At 63.6% G+C, this 22486-nt stretch carries 19 protein-coding genes; 5 read left to right on the top strand and 14 right to left on the bottom strand.

The genetic code is table 11. From position 1 onward, the window contains the following. Position 1: 1 nt before the first annotated feature. On the bottom strand, positions 2-316 hold the full coding sequence (locus tag ABWW33_RS23950) for a hypothetical protein (protein WP_176654318.1): 315 nt from the start codon (positions 314-316) through the stop codon (positions 2-4). Between the two features lie 119 nt (positions 317-435). Between ABWW33_RS23950 and ABWW33_RS23945 the strand changes: the two genes are divergently transcribed. Together ABWW33_RS23945 and ABWW33_RS23940 are read left to right on the top strand one after the other, a co-directional pair. Next, positions 436-2838, top strand: a complete 2403-nt coding sequence (locus ABWW33_RS23945) for a TonB-dependent receptor (protein ID WP_353404031.1) — start codon at positions 436-438, stop codon at positions 2836-2838. Continuing rightward, positions 2838-4013, top strand: a complete 1176-nt coding sequence (locus ABWW33_RS23940) for a glycerophosphodiester phosphodiesterase (protein ID WP_353404030.1) — start codon at positions 2838-2840, stop codon at positions 4011-4013. The genes ABWW33_RS23945 and ABWW33_RS23940 overlap by 1 nt, the downstream gene beginning before the upstream one ends. Positions 4014-4085: 72 nt before the next feature. Here the strand turns inward: ABWW33_RS23940 and ABWW33_RS23935 are convergent, their stop codons facing one another. From ABWW33_RS23935 to ABWW33_RS23915, 5 genes are all read right to left on the bottom strand, one after another. Continuing rightward, entirely contained in the window at positions 4086-4676 is a 591-nt protein-coding gene (locus tag ABWW33_RS23935) for a PEP-CTERM sorting domain-containing protein (RefSeq protein WP_353404029.1), read from the bottom strand. Between the two features lie 112 nt (positions 4677-4788). Next, complete coding sequence (locus ABWW33_RS23930) at positions 4789-5316, bottom strand: gamma carbonic anhydrase family protein (protein WP_353404028.1); 528 nt, start codon at positions 5314-5316, stop codon at positions 4789-4791. A gap of 5 nt (positions 5317-5321) precedes the next feature. Further along, positions 5322-5948, bottom strand: a complete 627-nt coding sequence (locus tag ABWW33_RS23925) for a glutathione S-transferase (protein ID WP_353404027.1) — start codon at positions 5946-5948, stop codon at positions 5322-5324. After that, positions 5945-6652 (bottom strand): aspartate/glutamate racemase family protein, encoded by a 708-nt coding sequence (locus tag ABWW33_RS23920; protein ID WP_353404026.1) that lies wholly within the window; start codon positions 6650-6652, stop codon positions 5945-5947. The genes ABWW33_RS23925 and ABWW33_RS23920 overlap by 4 nt, the downstream gene beginning before the upstream one ends. Positions 6653-6665: 13 nt before the next feature. Further along, entirely contained in the window at positions 6666-7049 is a 384-nt protein-coding gene (locus tag ABWW33_RS23915) for a VOC family protein (RefSeq protein WP_176654311.1), read from the bottom strand. Positions 7050-7252: 203 nt separating this feature from the next. Between ABWW33_RS23915 and ABWW33_RS23910 the strand changes: the two genes are divergently transcribed. Continuing rightward, on the top strand, positions 7253-10339 hold the full coding sequence (locus ABWW33_RS23910; protein WP_176654310.1) for a TonB-dependent receptor: 3087 nt from the start codon (positions 7253-7255) through the stop codon (positions 10337-10339). A gap of 96 nt (positions 10340-10435) precedes the next feature. Then, on the top strand, positions 10436-12085 hold the full coding sequence (locus tag ABWW33_RS23905) for a GH35 family beta-galactosidase (RefSeq protein ID WP_353404025.1): 1650 nt from the start codon (positions 10436-10438) through the stop codon (positions 12083-12085). Between the two features lie 7 nt (positions 12086-12092). On the opposite strand, the gene ABWW33_RS23900 is transcribed toward ABWW33_RS23905, so the two are convergent. From ABWW33_RS23900 to pyrG, 7 genes are all read right to left on the bottom strand, one after another. After that, positions 12093-13016: a L,D-transpeptidase family protein gene (locus tag ABWW33_RS23900; protein WP_353404024.1), complete on the bottom strand. Its 924-nt coding sequence runs from the start codon at positions 13014-13016 to the stop codon at positions 12093-12095. A 61-nt stretch (positions 13017-13077) separates the two neighbouring features. Then, positions 13078-13458, bottom strand: coding sequence for a VOC family protein (locus tag ABWW33_RS23895; protein WP_176654307.1), 381 nt, complete (start codon positions 13456-13458; stop codon positions 13078-13080). Between the two features lie 4 nt (positions 13459-13462). Then, positions 13463-14260 carry a transporter substrate-binding domain-containing protein gene (locus ABWW33_RS23890; RefSeq protein ID WP_353404023.1) on the bottom strand — a complete coding sequence of 266 codons (798 nt, stop codon included), beginning with the start codon at positions 14258-14260 and terminating at the stop codon, positions 13463-13465. A 7-nt stretch (positions 14261-14267) separates the two neighbouring features. Continuing rightward, complete coding sequence (gene ftsB / locus ABWW33_RS23885) at positions 14268-14588, bottom strand: cell division protein FtsB (RefSeq protein ID WP_176654306.1); 321 nt, start codon at positions 14586-14588, stop codon at positions 14268-14270. Positions 14589-14631: 43 nt separating this feature from the next. Next, positions 14632-15915 (bottom strand): phosphopyruvate hydratase, encoded by a 1284-nt coding sequence (gene eno / locus ABWW33_RS23880; protein WP_176654305.1) that lies wholly within the window; start codon positions 15913-15915, stop codon positions 14632-14634. 133 nt (positions 15916-16048) lie between these two features. Further along, positions 16049-16903, bottom strand: coding sequence for a 3-deoxy-8-phosphooctulonate synthase (gene kdsA, locus ABWW33_RS23875; RefSeq protein WP_176654304.1), 855 nt, complete (start codon positions 16901-16903; stop codon positions 16049-16051). Beyond that, complete coding sequence (gene pyrG / locus ABWW33_RS23870) at positions 16900-18600, bottom strand: CTP synthase (RefSeq protein ID WP_353404022.1); 1701 nt, start codon at positions 18598-18600, stop codon at positions 16900-16902. The genes kdsA and pyrG overlap by 4 nt, the downstream gene beginning before the upstream one ends. A gap of 224 nt (positions 18601-18824) precedes the next feature. Between pyrG and ABWW33_RS23865 the strand changes: the two genes are divergently transcribed. Then, positions 18825-19244: a PRC-barrel domain-containing protein gene (locus tag ABWW33_RS23865; RefSeq protein WP_176654302.1), complete on the top strand. Its 420-nt coding sequence runs from the start codon at positions 18825-18827 to the stop codon at positions 19242-19244. Here the strand turns inward: ABWW33_RS23865 and ABWW33_RS23860 are convergent, their stop codons facing one another. After that, entirely contained in the window at positions 19245-22418 is a 3174-nt protein-coding gene (locus tag ABWW33_RS23860) for an error-prone DNA polymerase (protein WP_353404021.1), read from the bottom strand. Positions 22419-22486 lie beyond the last annotated feature (68 nt).

The following is a 22486-nucleotide window of genomic DNA, read 5'->3' as shown; positions in this document are numbered from 1 at the left end:
ATCAAATTTTTGCGCAGCGGGTTTCCATCACATCGATGGCGCCGACGGTTTGTGTAGAGGTCGCGCTGCGCACCATGTCGACGCGCTCCAGGCACGAGCCGCGCAGGAAGCGGTCCTGGTTGCGGGTGCAGATCGTCACCGTGCCGGCGCTGCTGGTGTTGCAGAAGAATCCTTCGGCGCGCATGCGCACCAGCGCCTGGTCCAGCGGCATGCCGGGCTGCACCGTCTGCGTGACGAAGTTCCCCAGGGCCGATTGATTCACCGTGTAGCAACCGGCCAGTTGCAGCGCCATCGCCAGCATCAAAAGTCTGCGCATCGTGTCGTCTCCTTAATTTCCAGCCAGCAGTGTAGCGCACCAGCGTCATGATCCGGTAACACTCGGTCCCTATCATTCGCGACGTTGCTATTCCCTCAAACTGCTCCTCAAGGCAAAACATGAACAAGAAATTATCCGCGGTGTGCTTCGCCGCGCTGAGCTTCCCTATGCTGGCCATGGCCGCCAACGTTGCCGCCGCCGTCGCCGACATGGCCGCCGCGCCGGCCGCGGCAGCCGACTACGCCACGGAAGCGGAAGCGGAAGCGGCGGCGGCAGCCGCGCCGGTCGCCACCGTTGAAATCGCCACCCGCAAGACCCGTTCCTCGGTCGCCATGACCAAGAGCGACATGCAGAAAATCCTGCCGGGCATTAATCCATTGAAAGCGCTGGAAACCTTACCAGGCGTCAGCTTCCAGACCGCCGACCCTTGGGGCAACAACGAGCAAAACCTGTCGCTGTTCGTGCATGGCTTCAGCGGCCAGCAGCTGGGCTACACCATGGACGGCGCGCCGCTGGGCGACCAGCAATACGGCAACTACAATGGCCTGTCGCCGCAGCGCGCCGTCATCAGCGAAAACGTCGGCAGCGTGATCCTGTCGTCGGGCGCCGGCGACCTGTCGACCGCCTCGACCAGCAACCTCGGCGGCACCATCGAGACCTTCTCCAGCGATCCGCAACAGAGCCGCAACCTGGCCGTGCAGCAGACCGTCGGCAGCTACAACACCTCGCGCACCTTCGTGCGCTACGATACCGGCAACTTCGGCAACGGCAACAGCGCCTACATCTCCGGCGTGCACCACGAGCAAAAGGCCTGGGACTTCAACGGCCGCCAGGGCGGCGACCAGGTCAACGCCAAGTACGTCAACCAGAGCAGCCTGGGCAAGCTGACGCTGTTCGTCGATTACTCGGACAAGATCGAACCGAACGAAGACAGCACGGTGCACTCGGCCACCGAGAAGTACCAGCCATACACCCGTCCGTTCCTGTACCCGAACTTCCAGCAGGCGCTGTCCTACCTGTCGGCCGCCGGCGGCACGCCCGCGGCCGAGGGCAACAACTACCGCAACTACTACAGCGACGCCCAGCGCACCGACTACCTGACCTACGCCAGGTTCGACATGAACATCGGCGAAGCGACCACCTGGTCCAACCAGGTCTACTACCACAACGACGACGGCGTCGGCGTGGTGGCAGGTCCCATCGGCGTGGCCGGCCTGCCGGCGCTGTTCGCGGTGTACTTCCCGGGCCAGAACCTGAAGCAGGTGTTCGGCAACTCCGGCTACGCCACCCGCACCACCGAGTACGCGATCAACCGCAACGGCTGGCTGTCCACCGTGAACACCGAATTCGGCAATCACAAGCTGCAGGGCGGCCTGTGGCTGGAGCACAACCGCTCGTCGGCGTATCGCCGCTGGTATGCGCTGGACGTGAACAACCCGAGCTCGCCATACGACCGTCCGGCCAATCCGCTGATCACGCAATACGGCAGCCAGATCGACAACAAGGTGGCCCAGATCCACCTGCAGGACGAATGGCGCATGCGCGACGACCTGGCGCTGCAGGCCGGCTTCAAGTCGAGCCTGCAGTTCGCCGACGGCCAGTTCCCGGTGCAACCGGCCAAGGGCGCGATCGCCAACGGTTCGCTGGCGCTGCCGGTGGGCGAGATCATCACCAAGAAATGGTTCCTGCCGCAGCTGGGCGCGCGCTGGGACATCACGCCGCAGGACCAGATGTTCGTCAACGTGCAAAAGAACATGCGCCAGTTCGTCACCTACGGCGGTGGTGGCGCCTCGCCGTGGAGCCTGGCGAGCCAGTCGGCGTTCGACCTGTTCAAGACCACCGCCAAGCCTGAAACCTCGATCACCTACGAGCTGGGCATGCGCACCAGCCACCAGCTGGACTTGGGTGCGCTGAGCGCAGTCGACGGCCAGGTCAACCTCTACCACGTCGACTTCAAGGACCGCCTGCTGACGATCAGCCCGACCCCGGTGATCTCGTCCATCATCGGCGGCAATCCGGTGCTGGCCAACGTCGGCAGCGTCAAGACCGACGGCATCGACATCTCCGGCACGCTGCACTTCGGCCGCATGTTCTCGTTCTATGACGCGCTGTCGTTCAACCGCTCGACCTACTCGGACAACTACAGCAACGGCAAGGACATCGTGGCCACGGCCGGCAAGGCCGTGCCGGGCAGCCCGGAATGGATGAACAAGTTCGTCGCCACGCTGAGCGTCGCCGACACCGAGTTCCAGCTGATCGGCGACTACGTCGGCAAGCGCTACGCCACCTACACCAACGACCTGGACGTGCCGAGCTACTTCCTGATGAGCCTGGGCGTATCGGGCAAGCTGCCCTTCCTCAACGGTGGCCTGGTGAAGAACGCGCGCTATCGCTTGAACGTCAGCAACCTGGCCAATCGCGCAGGCAGTTTGAATGTGGTGGTCGGCGCGGCCAGCGGGACTTACAATACATTCCCGATTGCACCACGTCAGGGCTTCCTGACTTTGATGGCGGACTTCTGATGAACAATCTTTATTTACCGAAGCGTCTGTCGCGGCGCGGCTTCATTCAAACGGCGGCGGTGGCCGCCGGCGCATCGCTGATCATGCCGGCCTCGGTGCTGGCGGCATCGTCGACGCCGGACCTGTCCGGCATGCCGGGCATCGCGCCGGTGGGCGCAGGTTCGAAGACGCCGCTGGTGTTCGGCCACCGCGGCGCCAGCGCGCTGCGTCCCGAGCACACGCTGGGGTCGTACGCCAAGGCCATCGCCGACGGCGCCGACTACATCGAGCCGGACCTGTGCAGCACCAAGGACGGCGTGCTGGTCGCGCGCCATGAAGCCTTCCTCAGCGAAACGACCGACGTGGCCGCCCATCCCGAGTTTGCCAGCCGCAAGGCGCGCAAGACCATCGACGGCGAAACGCACGAAGGCTGGTTCGTCGACGACTTCACGCTGGCCGAACTGAAGACGCTGCGCGCCGTCGAGCGGCTGCCGCAATACCGTCCCGGCAGCGCGCAGTACAACGGCATGTTCCAGGTGCTGACGTTTGAAGAAATCATCGACTTCACGGCGGCGGAAGCGGCGGCGCGCGGCCGCATCATCGGCCTGGTGCCGGAGCTGAAGCACTCGACCTATTTCGCCAGCGTCGGCCTGCCGCTGGAGGACCGCTTCCTGTCCATCCTCGCGGCGCACGACTACACGCGGCGCAATCCGGTCGAGATCCAGTCGTTCGAAATCGCCAACCTGAAATACCTGCGCGGCAAGCTGGGCCGCCGCGCCAACCTGCGCCTGATGCAGCTGGTCATCGGCGAGAACGTGCGTCCGATGGATGTCGCCGCGGCCGGCGGCACGCTGACCTTCGCGCAGATGTGCACGCCGGCAGGCCTGCGCGAAGTCGCCCAGTACGCCGACGTGATCGCCCCGCCGACGCGTGCGCTGATTCCGCTGAAAAAAGACGGCAGCCTCGACCAGCCAAGCTCGCTGGTGGACGATGCGCACAAGGCCGGCCTGCGCGTGGAGCCGTGGACCTTCCGTCCGGAAAACCACTTCCTCGCGGCGGACTTCCGCAACAACGCCGGCGACGCCGCGCGCAACGAAGCCGGCTCCATCGCCGAAATCAAGCGCTACATCGCCACCGGCCTGGACGGGTTCTTCACCGACGATCCCGCCCTCGGCCGCGCCGCCTTGAACGGCTGACCCTGACGGTACCGGCGGTACAAACAAAAAAGCCCGGTTCGAAACTGAACCGGGCTTTTTTTACTGCGGCGATCAGCGCGAACGGCGCCGGGCATATCCCGCCACCAGCACCAGGCCGGCCAGCATCATCATGAACTGCTCCGGTTCCGGCACCGGCGCGGTCGTCAGCACCAGGTTATCCAGGTTGAGGATCTGCTGCTGCTGCGGTGGCAAGATCGAGAAACTGTAGATCGGCACAGCGCTGGTAACGCTCACCGTGCCGCTGGAGCTCGACAGTACATTCGTCGCGAGGACATTCCCGTGGCTGTCAAACGCGGTCAGCGTCGCGCTCCAGTACGACCTGCTGTCCATCGAAATGCCGAACACCGGCACCGAGAACGTAGCGATCGGATTGGTCGAGCTGACGAAATGATTGAGTGGATTGCCGTCGTAAAAGCTGTCCTGGAGCAGCGATCCCTGGGAAAAATGCACGCCGACTGCGGCAAATTTTTCATCCAAGGAAGTCATAAAAGTATTGTCAGTCGGAACATCGTCCGCCGTACCGAGAACGCCATCTGCCCCTGGCAGATGCTCAAAATCGATGGAAATCGTGGCCGCGCCGGCGGCAGCGGAACACAGCAATGAGACGAACAGCGCGACAACCGCGCCACGAATTTTTTTCATGATTATCCCTGTGAGTTAATTATTTGAAATAACAAATTAACCACATAATATGCAAACATAGAAAAATTTACAATAGATTTATTATGAAACAATGAGACCTGCCGGATGCCGGCTATGCCAGGTAGTTGTTCTTGATACGGACGTAATGCTCGGCCGAGTATTTCAGATAGGCGATCTCCTCGGCGGTCAGCGCCCTCACCCGCAGCGCCGGGCGGCCGACGTACAGATAGCCGCTCTCCAGCACCTTGCCGGGCGAGACCAGGCTGCCGGCGCCGACCATCACGCGGTCCTGGATCACCACGTCGTCCATGATGATGGAACCCATGCCGACCAGGCATTCGTTGCCGATGGTGCAGCCGTGCAGCAGCGCCGAGTGGCCGATGGTGACATAGTCGCCGATGATCAGCGGCGAGCCGTCGGGCTTGGCGGCGTTCTTGTGCGACACGTGGCCCATGGCGAAGTCCTGCACGTTGCTGCACTCGCCGATGACGATGCTGTTGACATCGCCGCGCAGCACGGTGTTGCACCAGATCGAGCTGTCGCGGCCGATGCGCACATCGCCGATGACTTGCGCGGAGGCGTGCAGGAAAATGTTGTCGCCGAGGACGGGGCTGGTGTTCAGGTAAGAAGTCAGGGGCATTGTTTTTAACCTTGATAAGTGCTGTCGCCATGCGGCGCGGCGCGGAAGGCTGGCAGCGCTTCGGCCTGGCGCGAGAACTCGGCCTGCAGCGGATAGCTGGCGGCGGCCACCACCTCAGGCAACATCTGCTGCATGAAGTGCCAGGTGACCGCCGTCATCACGCCGGCGTGGTCCATGTCGGCCACGGACAGCGGATGGGCGCGCAGCTCGGCTTCCAGCGCGTCGAACGCCGCCAGCATCTGCCCCGTCACGCGGTCCACCCACGGCTGGTGCAGCTTCTCCGACGGCCGCACCATGCGCTCGTACACCAGCTGCACGCCCTTGTCGCAGGCGGCCAGCGCCAACCCCAGAACGCGGAGGGAGCGCAACAGTTCGGCCGGCATGGTCGGCGTCAGGCGGCTGGACGGCATGGCCAGCGCTTCCGCATATTGCACGATCAGCGTGGAGTCCATCAGCACGGTGCCGTCGTCGGCCACCACGGTCGGCGCCTTGACCACCGGATTGATCGCGCGGAACTGCTCGAAGGTGCTGAACACCGACAGCGACTGGTGCTCGAAGCGCACCCCCATCAGCTGCAAGGTCACCGCCACGCGGCGCACGTAAGGGGAATCGAGCATGCCTATCAGTTTCATTTTTTCTCCATGGAAGTCAGCGCCCATTCGGCGGCCTTGCGCGCGTGAATGGCGGTGGTGTCGAACAGCGGCACGGCCGCGTCCTGCTGCGCGACCAGCAGCGATATCTCGGTGCAGCCGAGGATGATGGCCTGCGCGCCCTGCTCGACCAGTCCGGCGATGATGCGGCGGTATTCGTCGCGCGAGCCGTCGACGATGCGGCCCAGGCACAGTTCTTCGTAAATGATGCGGTGGACGATGTCGCGGTCTTCCTGCCCCGGCACGATCACGTCCAGCCCGTGGCGCTCGCGCAGGCGGTCCTTGTAGAACGCCTGCTCCATCGTGAAGCGCGTGCCCAGCAAGCCGATCCGGGTGTGGCCCGCGCGCTTGATTTCTTCCGCGGTCGGGTCGGCGATATGGAACAGCGGAATGTTCACCGCGCCTTCAATGGCGTGCGCCACCTTGTGCATGGTGTTCGTGCACAGCACCAGGAAATCGGCGCCGGCCGCCTGCAGCGAGCGCGCCGCGCCGGCCAGCAGCGCGCCGGCCGCGTCCCAGTCGCCGGCGTGCTGCAGCCGCTCGACTTCATGGAAGTCCACGCTGTACAGCACCACCTTGGCCGAATGCAGTCCGCCCAGATGCTCCTTGATTGTCTCGTTAACCTGACGGTAGTAAGGCACCGTCGATTCCCAGCTCATGCCGCCTATCAGCCCTATTGTTTTCAACCGTTGCTCCGTTTCATTGTCGTGCATAGCTTACCGTTAGCATTTCCCACTGGTGGCCGTCCGGCTCGTTCCAGTAGACGATGCTGCCGCCGTGATAGGTATCGACCTTGTAGTCTACCGGACTGTGCACCGAGCTGCGGTAGGGAATGCCGGCGGCCCGGATGCGGCCGAGGATAGCGTCGAACTCCTGCTGCGTGACGCGGAAGCAGTAATGCGCCAGCGGTATCGGTTCGGGCCAGGTGTCGAAATCGATGGTGAAGCCATCGCTGACGAACACCGGCGCGAACGGACCGATGCCGGTGGCGGACCACGGCACATCCAGCAACTCCGCCAGCATCTTCGCCGCCGCCACCTTGTCGCGCGACGGCACCAACAGATGATCCAGATGTATGGTCATAAGTGCCTCCTTGACAGCATTGTAAAACAGGCCAGTGGCAAAAGGCGGGGATATCGTATGCGATGAAAAATGACTCAATTGCAACAAATGGTAGCGTATAGCTTTTTTTGCTGATTTTTGTTGACATCCACTTTTATTGATCTCAAAATGGTTGCGCTACCATATAAAAGCAATAAATTACGACTTACAAAGAGGAGACATCAATGTCAAGCAGCTACCCAGCACCAGGCCGCCGTTCGCGCCGGCAATTCGCCTTCGCCCTGACGGCCATGGCCAGTCTGATTTCCCAGGTTTATGCACAGGACGGCACGCCCGCCGCTCCCGCAACGCCGGCCCCCGCCGCCGATGCGCCCGCGATCCAGACCATCCAGATCAGCGGCTACCGCAACAGCCTGCTGTCCTCGGCCAAGGACAAAAAGGAAGCGGTCGGCTTCCAGGATTCGATCAACGCCGAAGACTTCGGCAAATTCCCCGACAAGAACATCGCTGAATCGCTGAGCCGCATTCCCGGCGTGGGCGTGTCGCGCGACATCACCGGCGAAGGCTCGACCATCCAGATCCGCGGCCTGGGTTCCAGCTTCACCAAGATCCTGCTGAACGGCGCGCCGATCGCCGTGGCCTCGTCCGGCCCGATCGACGGCGCCAACACCAACCGCGAGGTCGACCTCGACCTGCTGCCGACCGACCTGTTCACCAAGCTCACCGTCAGCAAGAGCCCGACCGCCGAGATGATCGAAGGCGGCGCCGCCGGCGTGGTCAACCTGCGCAGCGCGCGGCCATTCGACAAGGAAGGCCGCTACATGGTCGGCAGCGTCACCGCCACCAAGCAGCAGATCGCCGACAAGACCGGCGGCCGCGGTTCCTTCATGGCCAGCCAGACCTTCGGCAACTGGGGCATCCTGGGCGGCATCGCCCTGTCGCGCCAGCAAATCCACACCACCGGCTGGGAAACCGTCGGCTACACCAACGCCAACCTGTCGGCCGCACAGAACCCGGCCGCCAACCGCAACAACACCGGCGGCGGCAACTGGACCATCCCGGCCACCGTGCCGGCCGGCGCGGGTAACGGCCTGGTGCCGGGCACAGTGATCGACCAGGCCTTCCTGCTGGCGCACAATCCCGGCCTGACCATCCAGCAGATCGACAACGCGATCCTGCCGCGCCTGGGCCGCACCATGGACTACTTCGGCACCAAGGACAAGGGCTCGGCCATCTTCAGCGCCGAATACCGTCCGTCCGAAAACCTGCACTTCTACGTCGACACGATGTACAGCAAGCGCGACGACAAGATGACGCGCATGGACTACGACTGGTCGGTCCGCAACGGCGGCATGATCCCGCTGAACATGACGGTCGACAAGAGCGACTGCAGCGACGGTTGCACCGTCACCGGCGGCACCTTCGCCAACACCCAGAACTTCTTCGAGCACGGCTACCGTCACGACCAGGTCAGCATGCTGGGCCTGAACCCGGGCATGGAATGGAAGATCACGCCCACGCTGAAGCTGGACGCGCAGGTCAACTACACGCGCAGCAACTTCACCCACGAGGCGCCGACCGTCTATCCGATCACCGCGCCGAACAGCGGCAACACGGTCACCTACACCAACACCGGCGGCATTCCGTCCGTGGTTTCCAATGTGGATCTGAACAACCCGGCCAACTATGTGTGGAACACGGGCCGCGTCAACATCCAGAACGAGTTCCGCAAGACCGAGACCAAGGGCTTCCACGGCGACCTGACCTGGGGTGACGACAAGTTCAACATCAAGGGCGGCCTCGCCTACGATGACATCACCCGCCGCATCAACGCCACCGACAACTCGGCCGCGTGGCAGGCCGCGGTATGCGGCAACAATCCTAGCGTGTTCCTGCAGGGACCGAACGGCGCGCCGCCATGCAACGGCGCCTCCACCCCGGGCGCCAGCGCCGCCGCGCTGTACCCTGGCTACGGCACCGGCTACACCGCCGGCGCCACCACGCCGCTGACCTATGGCGGTTCGCTGATTCCGCAAAGCGCGCTGGCCAGCTACATCGTGCCGGGCCCGTACGGCCGTCCGATCGTCGACTGGGATCGCTTCGCCAAGGATGCGCAGTACCAGAAGTATTACGACAATGCGCCATCGAGCGGCGCCTCGTCGACCGGCGCGGCGGCGGGCTTTATCGGCGAGAAGACCACCGGCCTGTACATGGAGGCCAACGGCAAGTATGACCTGTCCGGCTTCCCTCTGCGCTACAACGGCGGTGTACGTTACGTGCGCACCAAGCAGTCGGTCGGTTCGCTCAACTCGATCACCGATCCACGCAACGCCAACCTGACGCTGAACGGCAGCAAATACCCGAACATCGACCAGTGGGTGTACCAGGAAACCACGTACAACAACACGCTGCCGTCGGGCACCGTGGCGCTCAACCTGCGCAGCGACGTGGTGGCCCGCGCCGCCCTGTCGCGCAGCCTGACCCGCGCCGACCCGAACGCGCTGCGTCCTGGCGTGAACTTCTCCGGCGTGTCGGCGGACGTCGGCTCGGTGGGCAATCCGGCGCTCAAGCCCTACCTGTCGGATAACATCGACCTGGGCCTGGACTGGTACACCGGCCGCGAAGGCTACGTCAGCCTGACCGTGTTCCAGAAGAAGGTGGATGGCTTCACCGTCAACGAAAACGTCACCGCGCCATTCAGCGCGCTGGCCGCCTATGGCATCAACTACAACACGCTGACGCCGAACCAGCAGACCGCCATCGATTCGCGCGGCGGTCCTGACAAGGCCACCGTGGTGCTGACCCGTGCCCGCAACGCCGATGGCGACCTGCGCATCCGCGGCCTGGAACTGGGCTGGGTCCAGCCGCTCGACAAGATCCTGCCGTTCCGCGGCGTGGGCTTCAACGAGACGGCCACCTTCATCACCCAGCGCGCCAGCGGCGACGGCTTGAACGGCTTCATCGCACTGGGCGTGCCGAAGCGCACCAACAACTTCTCGGTCTACTACGAGAACCACGGCTACATGGCGCGCCTGTCGCACACCTTCTCGAAGGGCAGCCAGACTGCAACGGCCAACCAGAACGGCATCACCAACGCGGCGCTGTTCTCGGACAACTACAAGCAGCTGGACTTCTCGTCGAGCCTCGACCTGGCGGAAGTGTTCGACAAGGATAACTGGCCGACGCTCAGCTTTGACATCGTCAACCTGAACAACGACTCGCGTCGCGGCTACTTCCAGTTCGGCAACGCCAACTTCACGCAATACTCGCCAGGCCGTACCTACTCGCTGGGCTTGCGCGCCAAGTTCTAAACAGCTCGCTCCGAGGCCGCCTGTTCCTGTTCAGGCGGATCTTATCCATCGCCGCCCTCCAGTGGCGGTGGATTTTTTTTACAGACGAGGACAACCATGAAATTTTGGACAGGCCGTCACGGCCTCTGCGCCGGCGCTCTGCTGCTGGCCTGCGGCGCCGCTGCCGCCCAGGCGGCGACGATCCCCCATCTGCGCAAGCAGGGTACGGCCACGCAACTGATCGTCGACGGCCAGCCGCTGCTGATGCTGGGCGGCGAGCTGCACAACTCGTCGGCCTCCAGCCTGGCCTACCTGGACAAGCTGTGGCCGGCGCTGAAGACGGCCGAGCTGAACACGGTGATCGCGCCCGTCGAGTGGGACCAGATCGAGCCGGTGGAAGGCCGCTTCGATTTCACCGTGCTGGACGGCATGCTCAAGCAGGCGCGCGCGCACCAGATGCACGTGGTGCTGCTGTGGTTTGGCGCGTGGAAGAATTCGATGTCCACCTACGTGCCGGCCTGGGTCAAGCACGACCAGCAGCGCTTCCCGCGCGCGCGCAGCCGCGCCGGCGTGCCGCAGGACTTGCTGTCGCCGTTCGACGCCCGCACGCTGGCGGCGGACACGGCGGCCTACCGCGCCATGCTGGCCCACCTGAAGCAGGCCGACCCGCAGCACACTGTGGTGATGGTGCAGGTGGAAAATGAAATCGGCATGCTGCCGGACGTGCGCGACTACAGCCCGCAGGCCGAAGCCGCCTTCGCCGGCCCGGTGCCGGCGGCGCTGACCGCCTACCTGGCCGCGCACCAGGACAGCCTGCATCCGGCGCTGCGCGCGCTGTGGGCGGAACACGGCAAGCGCACGGCGGGCAGATGGACCGAAGTGTTCGGCGACAGCATCGCCGCGCAGGAAATCTTCCAGGCCTGGTATTACGCCGCCTTTGTCGACAGCATGACGGCGGCCGGCAAGGCCGCCTATGCGCTGCCGGCGTACGTGAACGTGGCGCTGAACCGGCCGGGCAAGAAGCCGGGCGAATATCCCAGCGCCGGCCCGTTGCCGCACTTGTTCGACATCTGGAAGGCCGGCGCGCCGGCCGTCGATCTGATCGCCATCGACACCTACTTCCCCAACTTCGCCGACTGGGCCAGACTGTTCAAGCGTCCCGACAATCCGCTGTTCATCCCGGAAGCCAACTATGCGGGCCGGCCCAACAACGGCGCCAACGCCTTCTTCATGATGGGCGAGCTGGACGCGTTCGGCTTCTCGCCGTTCGGCATCGAGGACATCAAGGATGGCAAGACCGAGTCGCTGCCGCAGGCCTACCGCGTGCTGCGCCAGCTGACGCCGCTGATCAACCAATACCAGGGCAGCGGCAATATGCGCGGCTTCAAGGCGCCGGTATCGTACGACGGCGTGGTCGACCTGCTGCCGGTGAAGACCACGATGGGCGGATATGCGCTGGAAGTCAGCTTCGTCAACCAGTGGGGCAAGACCGACAGCGCCGAGGCCGAAACCCGGGGAGGCCTGGTGATACGGCTGGCCGACGACGAATTCCTGGTCGCCGGCAAGGGCATGACCGTCACCTTCAGCAACGCCAACGGCGACGGCAGCGTGGCCGGCATCGAGAAACTGACCGAAGGCGGCTACGACAACGGCGTATGGAAGGAAGGCCGCTGGCTCAACGGCGACGAAAGCCACCAGGGCCGCCACGTGCGGCTGCCGGCCGACGACTTCAGCATGCAAAGGGTCAAGCTGTACCGTTACAGGTAGTGCGGCACTAGGCGCTCTGCTGCAGCAACACCACCGCGCCGCGCGAGATCGAGCGGACCACGGCCATCACGTCCCAGTTGGTGAGGCGGATGCAGCCGTGCGACTGGGTCTTGCCGATCTTGCCCGGCTCGGGCGTGCCGTGGATGCCGTAGTGTTCCTTGCTCAGTTCTATCCACGCGACACCGACCGGGTTGTTCGGCCCTGCCGCCAGCCTGGCCTTGCTGTCGCCGGCCTGGGCATCCCAGAACAGCTTGGGGTTGTAGCGGTATTCCGGATTGACGGCGACGCCGCGCACCTGCCAGCGGCCTTCGGGCAAGGGATCGTGCTTGCTGCCGGTGCTGGCGGGGAATTGCGCGAACGGCATGCCGCCCGCATCAAGCAGCGTCAGCGTGCCTTCCTTCGCATCGACCAGGATGGACGCCGCCTTCGGCAGCGGCTTGGCGGCGGCCACATTGGGCACCACCAGCTGCGTGCCGGCGCGGGCCAGCACCTTGCCGGGATTGAGGCGGCGCAGCAGGTCGGGACTGATGTGGAAGCGTTCGCCGAGCGCTTCGGCCAGGTTGGCATAGCCCAGCGCCGGCAGTTTGGCCTTGGCCATCATGCCGGCCGGCACCGACGTGTAAGGCCCGGCCACATCCTGCGCGGTGACGGTGTAGACGTCGAGCACCGGCGCCTGATCGCGCTCCAGCTCGGTCCACGTGGCGGCGTCGACCACGCCGGTCACCGGCAGCTGGTGCAGTTTCTGGAAGCCCCGTATGGCCTGGCGCATATTGCTGCCATAGGCGGCGTCCATTTCGCCGGAAGAAAAGTGCGCGCGGTCGAGCAGCACTTGAGCCCGCAAGACTTCATCGCCCCTGGAATGCGGACCGATCACGGCCGCGTTGGCGACGCCGGCCAGCGTCAGCGTGCATGCAAAGAATAGAACTCTCAAACCAAACTCGGATAACGACAAAAGAAGCGCATTCTATCCGCAATTCGTCGGCGGACCGCGCTCAGGAGATCTGCTGTCCGACTTCCCAGCTATGGCCGGCGGGATCGACGAAATTGGCGGTACGCATGCCCCATGGGCGATCCACAGGGCCCTGCAGCAATTGCACGCCGCGCTGCTGCAATTGCGCGCAGACCGCGTCCACATCCGGCACCCAGATGCTGATCTGGAAGCGCGATCCTGCATCGCGCGGCGCCACGACAGCGGGCGCAATAATCACCGGTGCGCTGTCCACGTGCAGCAGATTGATGAGCACGTTCTCGAACTGCATCACCGCCGATACCGCATCCTCGTAGACCATCTTGACGTCGAACACGTCCAGATAGAAAGCCTTGGCGGCAGGCAGGTCTTCAACAAACAAGCTGATGGCGCTGATCGATTTCATGGAGTTAGTCCTGTTTGCGGTATTTTTGCATGACGTAGCCGAGGCGGCCACGGTTGGTGTCCAGCCAGGTCCACAGCGCTTCGACCTGGTCGTGGTGGGCGCGGTAGTAGCCGGCGTTGAAAGCCAGCCACAGCCGCGTATTGATCAGAGGTTGCGGCAGCTGCACGATGGTGCCCTTGTAGCGCTTCAACGTCGCCGTCAGGTGCTCCGGCTTGACCAGGCTGGCCAGCACGCCGTCCACCCGGCCCAGCTTGAGCTTTTCGATATTGCGGTCGAGGTCGCGGGCGCCGTCGTCGATGGTCAGGCCGGACTCGCGCAGGCGTGCGGTGTAGGCGTTACCCTGCGTCGCGCCGAGCGGCTTGCCACGGAAATATTCCATCGGATTGGTGCTGGCCGGCAGCTTGTCCCTGGCACGCACCAGCACCACCACCGTGTTGTGCAGCGCGCGGTTGCGGTCGACGTTGCCGTCCTTGTCGCGCGGCAGCGCGATCTCGGGCGGATAGCTGGGCTGCTCGCCCAGGGTCGACATGTCGATGTCGCCCGCTTCCAGCGCCAGCTTCAGCCGCGCCACCGGCAGCCGCACCAAGGTCGGCAGGCAGTTGAAGCCGGAGCCCATCACCGCGTCGCGCACCAGGTCGACCGCCGCGCCGGGCGGTTCCGGCACCTTGTCGCCGTCGCCCATCCAGTACGGCGGCCGGTCCTGGTCCATATAGCCGAAGCGCAGCGGAATGCAGTTGCCCGCCGCCTGCGACAGCGGTGCAATCAGGGCCAACATCAGCAATATGCCAGCACGTTTCGCCATGGTGGGATTACTGCCCGGGAGGTTTCGGAGCGACAGGCGGCGGCGGAGTGGCTTGGCCCTTGCCGACGATCTGGATGAAGATTTCGTTTTGCTTGATCATGCTGAGCTCGTAGCGAGCACGCTCCTCGACCGCGCCGGTGCCGTCCTTGAGGTCGCGCACTTCGGAATCGAGCTTGGCGTTGCGGGCGATCAGTTCCGCGTTTTTCTTGTGGGCCGTGTTGACCTGGGACTCGAAATCAGCCACGCGCAGCCATCCCCCCTTCCCCAGCCAGAGCGGGTACTGGATCAGCAACAACAGCGTTGCCAGTGCGAGGGTGATCAGGCGCATGGGAAGGAATGCGGCCGGATCAGATCCGGCCGCGCTTGCTTAATTACTTCAGATTATAGAACGCGTCGCGGCCCGGGTAGGAAGCGATGTCGCCCAGATCTTCTTCGATACGCAGTAGCTGGTTGTATTTCGCCATGCGGTCCGAACGCGACATCGAGCCGGTCTTGATCTGCAGGGCGTTCAGGCCAACGGCGATATCGGCGATGGTCGAGTCCTCGGTTTCGCCCGAACGGTGCGAGATCACGGCGGTGTAGCCGGCGCGCTTGGCCATTTCGATGGCGGCGAAGGTCTCGGTCAGGGTGCCGATCTGGTTGATCTTGATCAGGATCGAGTTGGCGATGCCCTTCTGGATGCCTTCTTTCAGGATCTTGGTGTTGGTGACGTACAGGTCGTCGCCGACCAGCTGCACCTTCTTGCCCAGTTCCTTGGTCAGGATCGCCCAGCCATCCCAGTCGCCTTCGTGCATCGCGTCTTCGATCGAGATGATCGGGTACTTGTCGCACCAGGTCGCCAGCAGGTTGGTGAACTCGGTGGCGGTCAGGCTCAGGCCTTCGCCTTCCAGTTCATACTTGCCGTTCTTGTAGAACTCGGAAGCAGCGCAGTCCAGGCCGATGGCGATCTGGGTGCCTGGCTCGTAGCCGGCTTCTTCGATGGCCTGGATGATCAGCTTGATCGCTTCTTCATGGTTGGCCAGCGATGGCGCGAAACCGCCTTCGTCGCCCACGTTGGTGTTCAGGCCCTTCTTGTGCAGGATCTTTTTCAGCGTGTGGAACACTTCGGCGCCGTAGCGGACCGCTTCCTTGAACGACGGGGCGCCCACTGGAATGATCATGAATTCCTGGATGTCCAGGTTGTTGTCGGCGTGCGCGCCGCCGTTGATGACGTTCATCATCGGCACCGGCAGTTGCATCGCGCCCGAACCGCCGAAGTAGCGGTACAGCGGCAGGCCGGCTTCCTCAGCAGCGGCCTTGGCGACAGCCATCGACACGGCCAGCATGGCGTTGGCGCCCAGGCGGCCTTTGTTTTCGGTGCCGTCCAGGTCGATCAGCGTGCGGTCGAGGAAGGCTTGCTCATTGGCGTCCAGGCCCATGATCGCTTCCGAGATTTCGGTGTTGATGTTTTCGCAGGCTTGCAGCACGCCCTTGCCGAAGTAACGCTTCGGATCGCCGTCGCGCAGCTCGATCGCTTCGCGCGAACCGGTCGATGCGCCCGACGGCACGGCGGCGCGGCCCATGACGCCGGATTCCAGCAGCACGTCGCATTCGACGGTAGGATTGCCGCGCGAGTCCAGGATTTCACGGCCGATGATGTCAACAATAGCACTCATGTCATTCTCCAAAGTTAGGCGATGCGAAGTCGCTACGCGTTCTGATGCGCGTTGCGGACAAAATAACGGGAATTAATTGTACCCGGCGCAAGAGGGCCACTCATACGAAAACTCGTACGCCAGGTATGCTGCGTCAGTTGAAGCTGTTTTCCAGGAAGCCAGCTTTTTTGGTGATGCGGTCCAGCTCGATCAGCGTGGACAGCAGCTCCTTCATGCGACCCAGCGGCACGGCGTTCGGGCCGTCCGACAGGGCTTCCGCAGGGTTCGGATGCGTTTCCATGAACACGCCGGCCACGCCCACGGCCACGGCCGCGCGCGACAGCACGGGCACCATCTCGCGCATGCCGCCGGACGAGGTACCGTTGCCGCCTGGCAGTTGCACCGAGTGGGTCGCATCGAACACCACCGGGCAGTTCGATTCGCGCATGATGGCCAGCGAACGCATGTCCGACACCAGGTTGTTGTAGCCGAAGGAGGCGCCGCGCTCGCAGGCCATGAAGTTGTCTTCGTTCAAGCCCTTGGCGCGGGCGGCCAGGCGGGCTTTGTCGATGACGTTCTTCATGTCGCCGGGAGCGAGGAACTGGCCCTTCTTGATGTTGACCGGCAGGCCGGACTCAGCGCAGGCGACGATGAAGTCGGTCTGGCGGCAGAGGAAGGCCGGCGTTTGCAGCACGTCGACCACCGCCGAGACTTCGGCGATTTCGTCGATCGAGTGCACGTCGGTCAGCACCGGCACGCCCAGCTCGCGCTTGACGTCGCCGAGGATCTCCAGGCCCTTGTCGCGGCCCGGACCGCGGTACGAGGTACCGGAGGAACGATTGGCCTTGTCGAACGAGGACTTGTAGATGAACGGGATGCCCAGCGCCGCCGTCATTTCCTTCAGCGCGCCGGCGGTGTCGAACGCCATCTGGCGCGATTCGATCACGCAGGTGCCGGCGATGAGGAAGAACGGTTTATCCAGGCCTACGTCGAATCCGCACAGTTTCATGCTGCATCTCCTTGCAGTGCAGGTGCTTCACCCGCGGCGACAGCGTGCGGGCGATTGCCGCCGGCGGCCTTGTGGGCCAGTGCTGCCTTGATATAGGACGTGAACAGCGGGTGGCCGTCACGCGGGGTCGATTTGAATTCCGGGTGGTACTGCACGCCCATGTACCAAGGGTGGGCGTTTTCGCCGGTACGCGGCAGTTCCATGATTTCGCACAGGTCTTCGGTCGGCGTACGGGCCGCCACCACCAGGCCGGCCGCTTCGACGCGCGGCAGGTAGTGGTTGTTGGCTTCGTAGCGGTGGCGGTGACGCTCGGTCACCACGCCGCCGTAGATTTCCGATGCAAGGGTGCCCGGCTTGACGGCGCAGGTCTGCGCGCCCAGGCGCATGGTGCCGCCCAGGTCGGAGTTTTCGTCGCGCTTCTCGACCTTGCCGTCCTGGCCTTGCCATTCGTCGATCAGGGCGACCACGGGCTGCGAGGTTTCCAGGTCGAACTCGGTCGAGTTGGCGGCGGTCAGGCCTGCCTTGTGGCGGGCGTATTCGATCAGCGCCACCTGCATGCCGAGGCAGATGCCCAGGTAAGGGATCTTGTTTTCACGGGCGAACTGCGCCGCCATGATCTTGCCTTCGACGCCGCGCTTGCCGAAGCCGCCCGGCACCAGGATGGCGTCGTACTTGGCCAGCGAGGCGCAGCCGGTGGTTTCGATCTCTTCCGAGTCGATGTACTCGATGTTGACCTTCGATTCGTTGTGGATGCCGGCGTGGCGCAGCGCTTCGGTCAGCGACTTGTACGACTCGGTCAGTTCCACGTACTTGCCGACCATGCCGATCGACACTTCGGTCTTCGGATGTTCCAGCGTGTAGATCAAACGGCTCCACACCGACAGGTCGGCCGGCGCCGGGTTCAGGTCCAGCGCTTCGCAGATGATCGCGTCCAGACCCTGGTCGTGCAGCATCTGCGGCACTTTATAGATGGTATCGACGTCCCACACGGAAATGACGGCCTGCTCTTCGATGTTCGAGAACAAGGAGATCTTGGCGCGTTCGTCTTCCGGGATGGCGCGGTCGGCGCGGCACAGCAGCGCGTTCGGCGAGATGCCGATTTCGCGCAGCTTCTGTACCGAATGCTGGGTAGGCTTGGTCTTCAGCTCGCCGGCGGAGGCGATGTACGGCACCAGGGTCAGGTGCACGAAGGCCGTGTTCTTGCGGCCTGCGCGCAGGCTCAGCTGACGCGCGGCTTCGAGGAACGGCAGCGATTCGATATCGCCGACGGTGCCGCCGATTTCGCACAGGGCCACGTCGTAGCCTTCGGCGCCGCGACGGATGTAGTCCTGGATTTCATTGGTGATGTGCGGAATCACCTGCACGGTCTTGCCCAGGTACTCGCCGCGGCGTTCCTTGCGGATCACCGATTCATAGATCTGCCCGGTGGTGAAGTTGTTCACCTTTTTCATGCGGGTGGAAATGAAGCGCTCGTAGTGACCGAGGTCGAGGTCGGTTTCGGCCCCGTCGTCGGTGACGAAGACTTCACCGTGTTGCATAGGGCTCATCGTGCCAGGATCGACGTTGATGTACGGGTCGAGCTTGAGCATGGTGACTTTGAGGCCGCGCGATTCGAGGATCGCGGCGAGAGAGGCGGCGGCAATCCCTTTACCAAGGGAAGACACGACGCCGCCAGTGACGAAGACAAATTTGGTCATTGCAGATAGTGCCGAACGGCACGTGCGGGAAATTGAAATTATACCCTAAAACGTGCAATTCTCCACCTTCCTGCCCGGAAAAATCCGCAACTGGACGGGAAAATCCAGATGGTTAAACAGCAAACGAGACCGTTTATCAATCCGCCGCGACCGTGCCTCACCGTACAGACCGGATACTCCAACAAGAACAAAATGACAACTCATTGAATAAAAGGAGGCTCATCATGAACTACGAAGAACTCGATCCATTTGGCATGTATGTCGACAACGGCCATAAAGGCCCCGGTCCGGAACTGATGGGCGCCGACACGCTGATCGGCAACCATGTCCACAACCTGAAAAACGAGCACCTGGGCGAGATCAAGGAAATCATGCTCGACATGCGCACCGGTCAGATCGCCTATGCGGTGATGTCGCACGGCGGCGTGTTCACGCTCGGCGAGAAGCTGTTCGCCGTGCCCTGGGAAGCGATGACCCTGGACACCATCAACAAGCGCTTCACGCTCAATATCGACAAGGACCGCATCGATAGCGCCCCCGGCTTCGACAGCGACCACTGGCCGAACATGGCCAACCAGACCTGGGCCAGCCAGATTCATACCTACTATGGCACCAACAGCGCGCGCAGCGCCGACCTCCGCTAACTAGCAGAAGTCGCGGCTGATGGTCGGCAGGCGTCCCAGCAGGTGGGACATGTCGACCAGCCGCTTGGCAATCAGGTGGCGCACCACACCCTCCTGTTGCCAGACCCCATACACCCCCAGCAGCGGCGCGCTCAGCACTTCGCGCCGCTGCTGCTCGACCAGCGCCGGCCAGATGATGACGTTGACGTTGCCGGTCTCATCCTCGAGGGTGATGAAGATCACGCCCTTGGCCGTGCCGGGACGCTGCCGCACCGTGACCATGCCGCAGGCCCGCGCCAGCATGCCGTTGGTGTAGGTGTTGAGCGTGGCGGCCGGCAGGAAGCGGTGCTCCAGCAGCCTGGGCCGCAGCAGCGCCAGCGGATGGCGCCCCAGCGTCAGGCCGTGCGAGCGGTAGTCGCCAAGGATTTCCTCCCCTTCCGACGGCGGCTTCAGCACCGGGATTTCCTCGTCCGGCGTGGTCGGCCGCAGCAGGTCCTTGTCCGGCGTGGCGCCGACCGCCTGCCACAAGGCCTGGCGCCGGTTGCCGGCCAAATCCTTCAACGCATTGCCGCCGGCCAGCACCTGCAGGTCATGCCGCTCCAGGTCGGCACGCCGCGCCATATCGGCCACGCTGGCGAACGGCCGCTGCGCGCGGGCCTGCTCGATCCGCTCGGCCGCTTCGGCCCGCATCCCCTTCAGCATCGACAGGCCCAGCCGCACCGCAGGCTGGCCGCGCTTGCCCGCCGGCTCTTCCAGCGATGAATCCCAGCCGCTGATGGTGACGTCGATCTCGCGCACCTGCACGCCGTGGCGTCTGGCGTCCTGCACCAGCTGCGACGGGCTGTAGAAGCCCATCGGCTGGCTGTTGAGCAGCGCGCACAGGAAGGCGGCCGGCTCGTGGCATTTGAGCCAGGAACTGGCATAAGTGAGCAGCGCGAAACTGGCGGCGTGCGATTCGGGGAAGCCATACTCGCCGAATCCTTTGATCTGCTCGCAGATAGCTTGCGCGAAGCCCAGTTCATAACCGCGCTCCAGCATGCCACTGATGATGCGGCCCTGGTACTTGTCTACGCCGCCCTTGCGCTTCCATGCCGCCATCGCGCGGCGCAACTGGTCCGCCTCGCCTTCGGTGAAGCCTGCCGCAATCTGGGCAATTTGCATCACCTGCTCCTGGAAGATCGGCACGCCGAGCGTGCGTTTCAACGCCTCGTCCAGTCCGTGCGGATAGTCGATCAGTTTGGGATTCATGCGCCGCTGCAGATACGGATGCACCATGCCGCCCTGTATCGGCCCCGGCCGCACCAGCGCAACTTCGATCACCAGATCGTAGAACTCCTTAGGCCGCAGGCGCGGCAGCATGCTCATCTGGGCGCGCGATTCGATCTGGAACACGCCGATGGTATCGGCTTCCCACATCATGGCGTAGGTGGCCTTGTCCTCCTTCGGAATGTCCTGCATGCGGAACGGCGTCCCGCGCTGCGCCGCGACCAACGCCAGGCAGCGCCGCAGCGCCGACAGCATGCCCAGCGCCAGCACGTCCACCTTCATCAGGCCCAGCTCCTCCAGATCATCCTTGTCCCATTGGATGACGCAACGCCCCTCCATCGTGGCCGCCTCGATCGGCACCAGCCGCGACAGCTTTTCGTGCGAAATGACAAAACCGCCCGGATGCTGCGATAAATGGCGGGGGAATCCCAGCAGCGTCATCGCCAGCGAAGCCCACTGCTGCGCCAGCTGCGATGCCGGATCCAGCCCGCACTCGGCCAGCCGTCCCAGCAGATCATGCTTGCTGTCGAACCAGTGATGCGCCTTGGCCACCTTCTCGACGATGGCGAGGTCCACGCCCAGCGCCTTGCCGCTGTCGCGCAGCGCGCTCTTGGGCCGGTAGCTGATGACGACGGCGGCCAGCGCGGCACGATCGGCGCCGTACTTTTGATAGATGTACTGGATCACCTCCTCGCGCCGCTGGTGCTCGAAGTCGACGTCGATGTCCGGCGGCTCGTTGCGCTCCTTGGAAATAAAGCGCCCTGTCAGCATGTTGCTGCGTTCCGGATCGACCTCGGTCACGCCGAGGCAGTAACAGACCACCGAGTTGGCCGCCGATCCCCTGCCCTGGCACAGGATCTCTTTCGATCGCGCGAAACGGACGATGTCGTACACCGTCAGGAAGTACGGCTCGTACTTCAGGTCCGCAATCAGCTCCAGCTCTTTCTCGATCTGCCCCCGCACCTTGTCCGATACGCCGGCAGGGAAGCGCCGTTGCGCACCGGCATACACTTCCTGCCGCAAATAGCTGGCCGGCGTATGGCCGGGAGGCACCAGTTCGTGCGGATATTCGTAGCGCAATTCTTCAAGATTGAACGTGCATAGCTCCATGATGCTCAGCGTCTCCGCCAGCGCTTGCGGCGGATACAGATTCGCCAGCCGCAAGCGCGGCCGCAGATGCTGCTCCGCGTTCTGCGACAAGGCATAGCCGCACTCGCCCACCGCCTTGCCGAGACGCACGGCGGTCAAGGTATCGTGCAGCGGCTTGCGCGAGCGCACATGCATGCAGACATGCCCGAGCGCCACCACCCGCATGCCATGTTGCAGCGCCACTTCATCGATGCTGATCCGATGCGCCTCGTCGAAGGCGCGCTGCAACAGGCTCAAGCCCATCCACGCGCGGCCGGGAAACGTCGCTTCCATCCATGCCGCCTGCGCATGCAGGCGATCGACATCGTCCGGCTGGTGCGCCGGATAATGCGGCAGCAAAATCAGCAGGCAATCCGGCAATCCCTTCAGATGCGCAAACGCCGGCGGCGGCGCGGCCAGGTCGGCCGGCGTCAGCAGATAGCTGCCCTTGGCGACGCGGTTGCGGGCGATGGTGATCAGCTCGCACAAATTGCCGTAGCCTTCACGGTTCCTGGCCAGCGCGACCAACGACAGCGCCGGACTGCCGTCAGGATTCTTCAGATGGAAATGGCTGCCTATCAACAGCGGAAACTTTGCCTCTTTCGCGGCGGCGTGAGCACGTACTACGCCCGCCAGCGAGCATTCATCGGTGATGGCCAGCCCGGCGTAATCGAGCTGCATGGCGCGCGCGACCAACTCCTCGGCATGGGATGCGCCTTGCAGGAAGGAGAAATTGGACAGGCAGAACAGCTCGGCATAAGCGGGCAATCCCTGCGCTGGCGATGTGTTCGAGGTGGCCATGGCTTGATACTGTGTTTATATACAGTATTCTACACCCTATTTTTCCCTCCTGGGCCGTTATACTAGCC

The organism is Duganella hordei, assembly GCF_040369125.1.
Classification (GTDB): domain Bacteria; phylum Pseudomonadota; class Gammaproteobacteria; order Burkholderiales; family Burkholderiaceae_D; genus Rugamonas; species Rugamonas hordei.
Note: the sequence above shows the minus strand (reverse complement) of the source record. Positions and strands in the feature narration are given on the sequence as shown.

Bases quoted from the DNA above. Each gene is read 5' to 3' on its own strand.
- ftsB (WP_176654306.1), bottom strand. From the start codon at position 14,588: ATGCGCCTGATCACCCTCGCACTGGCAACGCTGTTGTTGCTGATCCAG.
- ABWW33_RS23860 (WP_353404021.1), bottom strand. From the start codon at position 22,418: ATGGCCACCTCGAACACATCGCCAGCGCAGGGATTGCCCGCTTATGCC.
- ABWW33_RS23940 (WP_353404030.1), top strand. From the start codon at position 2,838: ATGAACAATCTTTATTTACCGAAGCGTCTGTCGCGGCGCGGCTTCATT.
- ABWW33_RS23905 (WP_353404025.1), top strand. From the start codon at position 10,436: ATGAAATTTTGGACAGGCCGTCACGGCCTCTGCGCCGGCGCTCTGCTG.
- pyrG (WP_353404022.1), bottom strand. From the start codon at position 18,600: ATGACCAAATTTGTCTTCGTCACTGGCGGCGTCGTGTCTTCCCTTGGT.
- eno (WP_176654305.1), bottom strand. From the start codon at position 15,915: ATGAGTGCTATTGTTGACATCATCGGCCGTGAAATCCTGGACTCGCGC.
- ABWW33_RS23890 (WP_353404023.1), bottom strand. From the start codon at position 14,260: ATGGCGAAACGTGCTGGCATATTGCTGATGTTGGCCCTGATTGCACCG.
- ABWW33_RS23915 (WP_176654311.1), bottom strand. From the start codon at position 7,049: ATGACCATACATCTGGATCATCTGTTGGTGCCGTCGCGCGACAAGGTG.
- ABWW33_RS23950 (WP_176654318.1), bottom strand. From the start codon at position 316: ATGCGCAGACTTTTGATGCTGGCGATGGCGCTGCAACTGGCCGGTTGC.
- ABWW33_RS23865 (WP_176654302.1), top strand. From the start codon at position 18,825: ATGAACTACGAAGAACTCGATCCATTTGGCATGTATGTCGACAACGGC.
- ABWW33_RS23945 (WP_353404031.1), top strand. From the start codon at position 436: ATGAACAAGAAATTATCCGCGGTGTGCTTCGCCGCGCTGAGCTTCCCT.
- ABWW33_RS23935 (WP_353404029.1), bottom strand. From the start codon at position 4,676: ATGAAAAAAATTCGTGGCGCGGTTGTCGCGCTGTTCGTCTCATTGCTG.
- ABWW33_RS23895 (WP_176654307.1), bottom strand. From the start codon at position 13,458: ATGAAATCGATCAGCGCCATCAGCTTGTTTGTTGAAGACCTGCCTGCC.
- ABWW33_RS23925 (WP_353404027.1), bottom strand. From the start codon at position 5,948: ATGAAACTGATAGGCATGCTCGATTCCCCTTACGTGCGCCGCGTGGCG.
- ABWW33_RS23910 (WP_176654310.1), top strand. From the start codon at position 7,253: ATGTCAAGCAGCTACCCAGCACCAGGCCGCCGTTCGCGCCGGCAATTC.
- ABWW33_RS23930 (WP_353404028.1), bottom strand. From the start codon at position 5,316: ATGCCCCTGACTTCTTACCTGAACACCAGCCCCGTCCTCGGCGACAAC.
- kdsA (WP_176654304.1), bottom strand. From the start codon at position 16,903: ATGAAACTGTGCGGATTCGACGTAGGCCTGGATAAACCGTTCTTCCTC.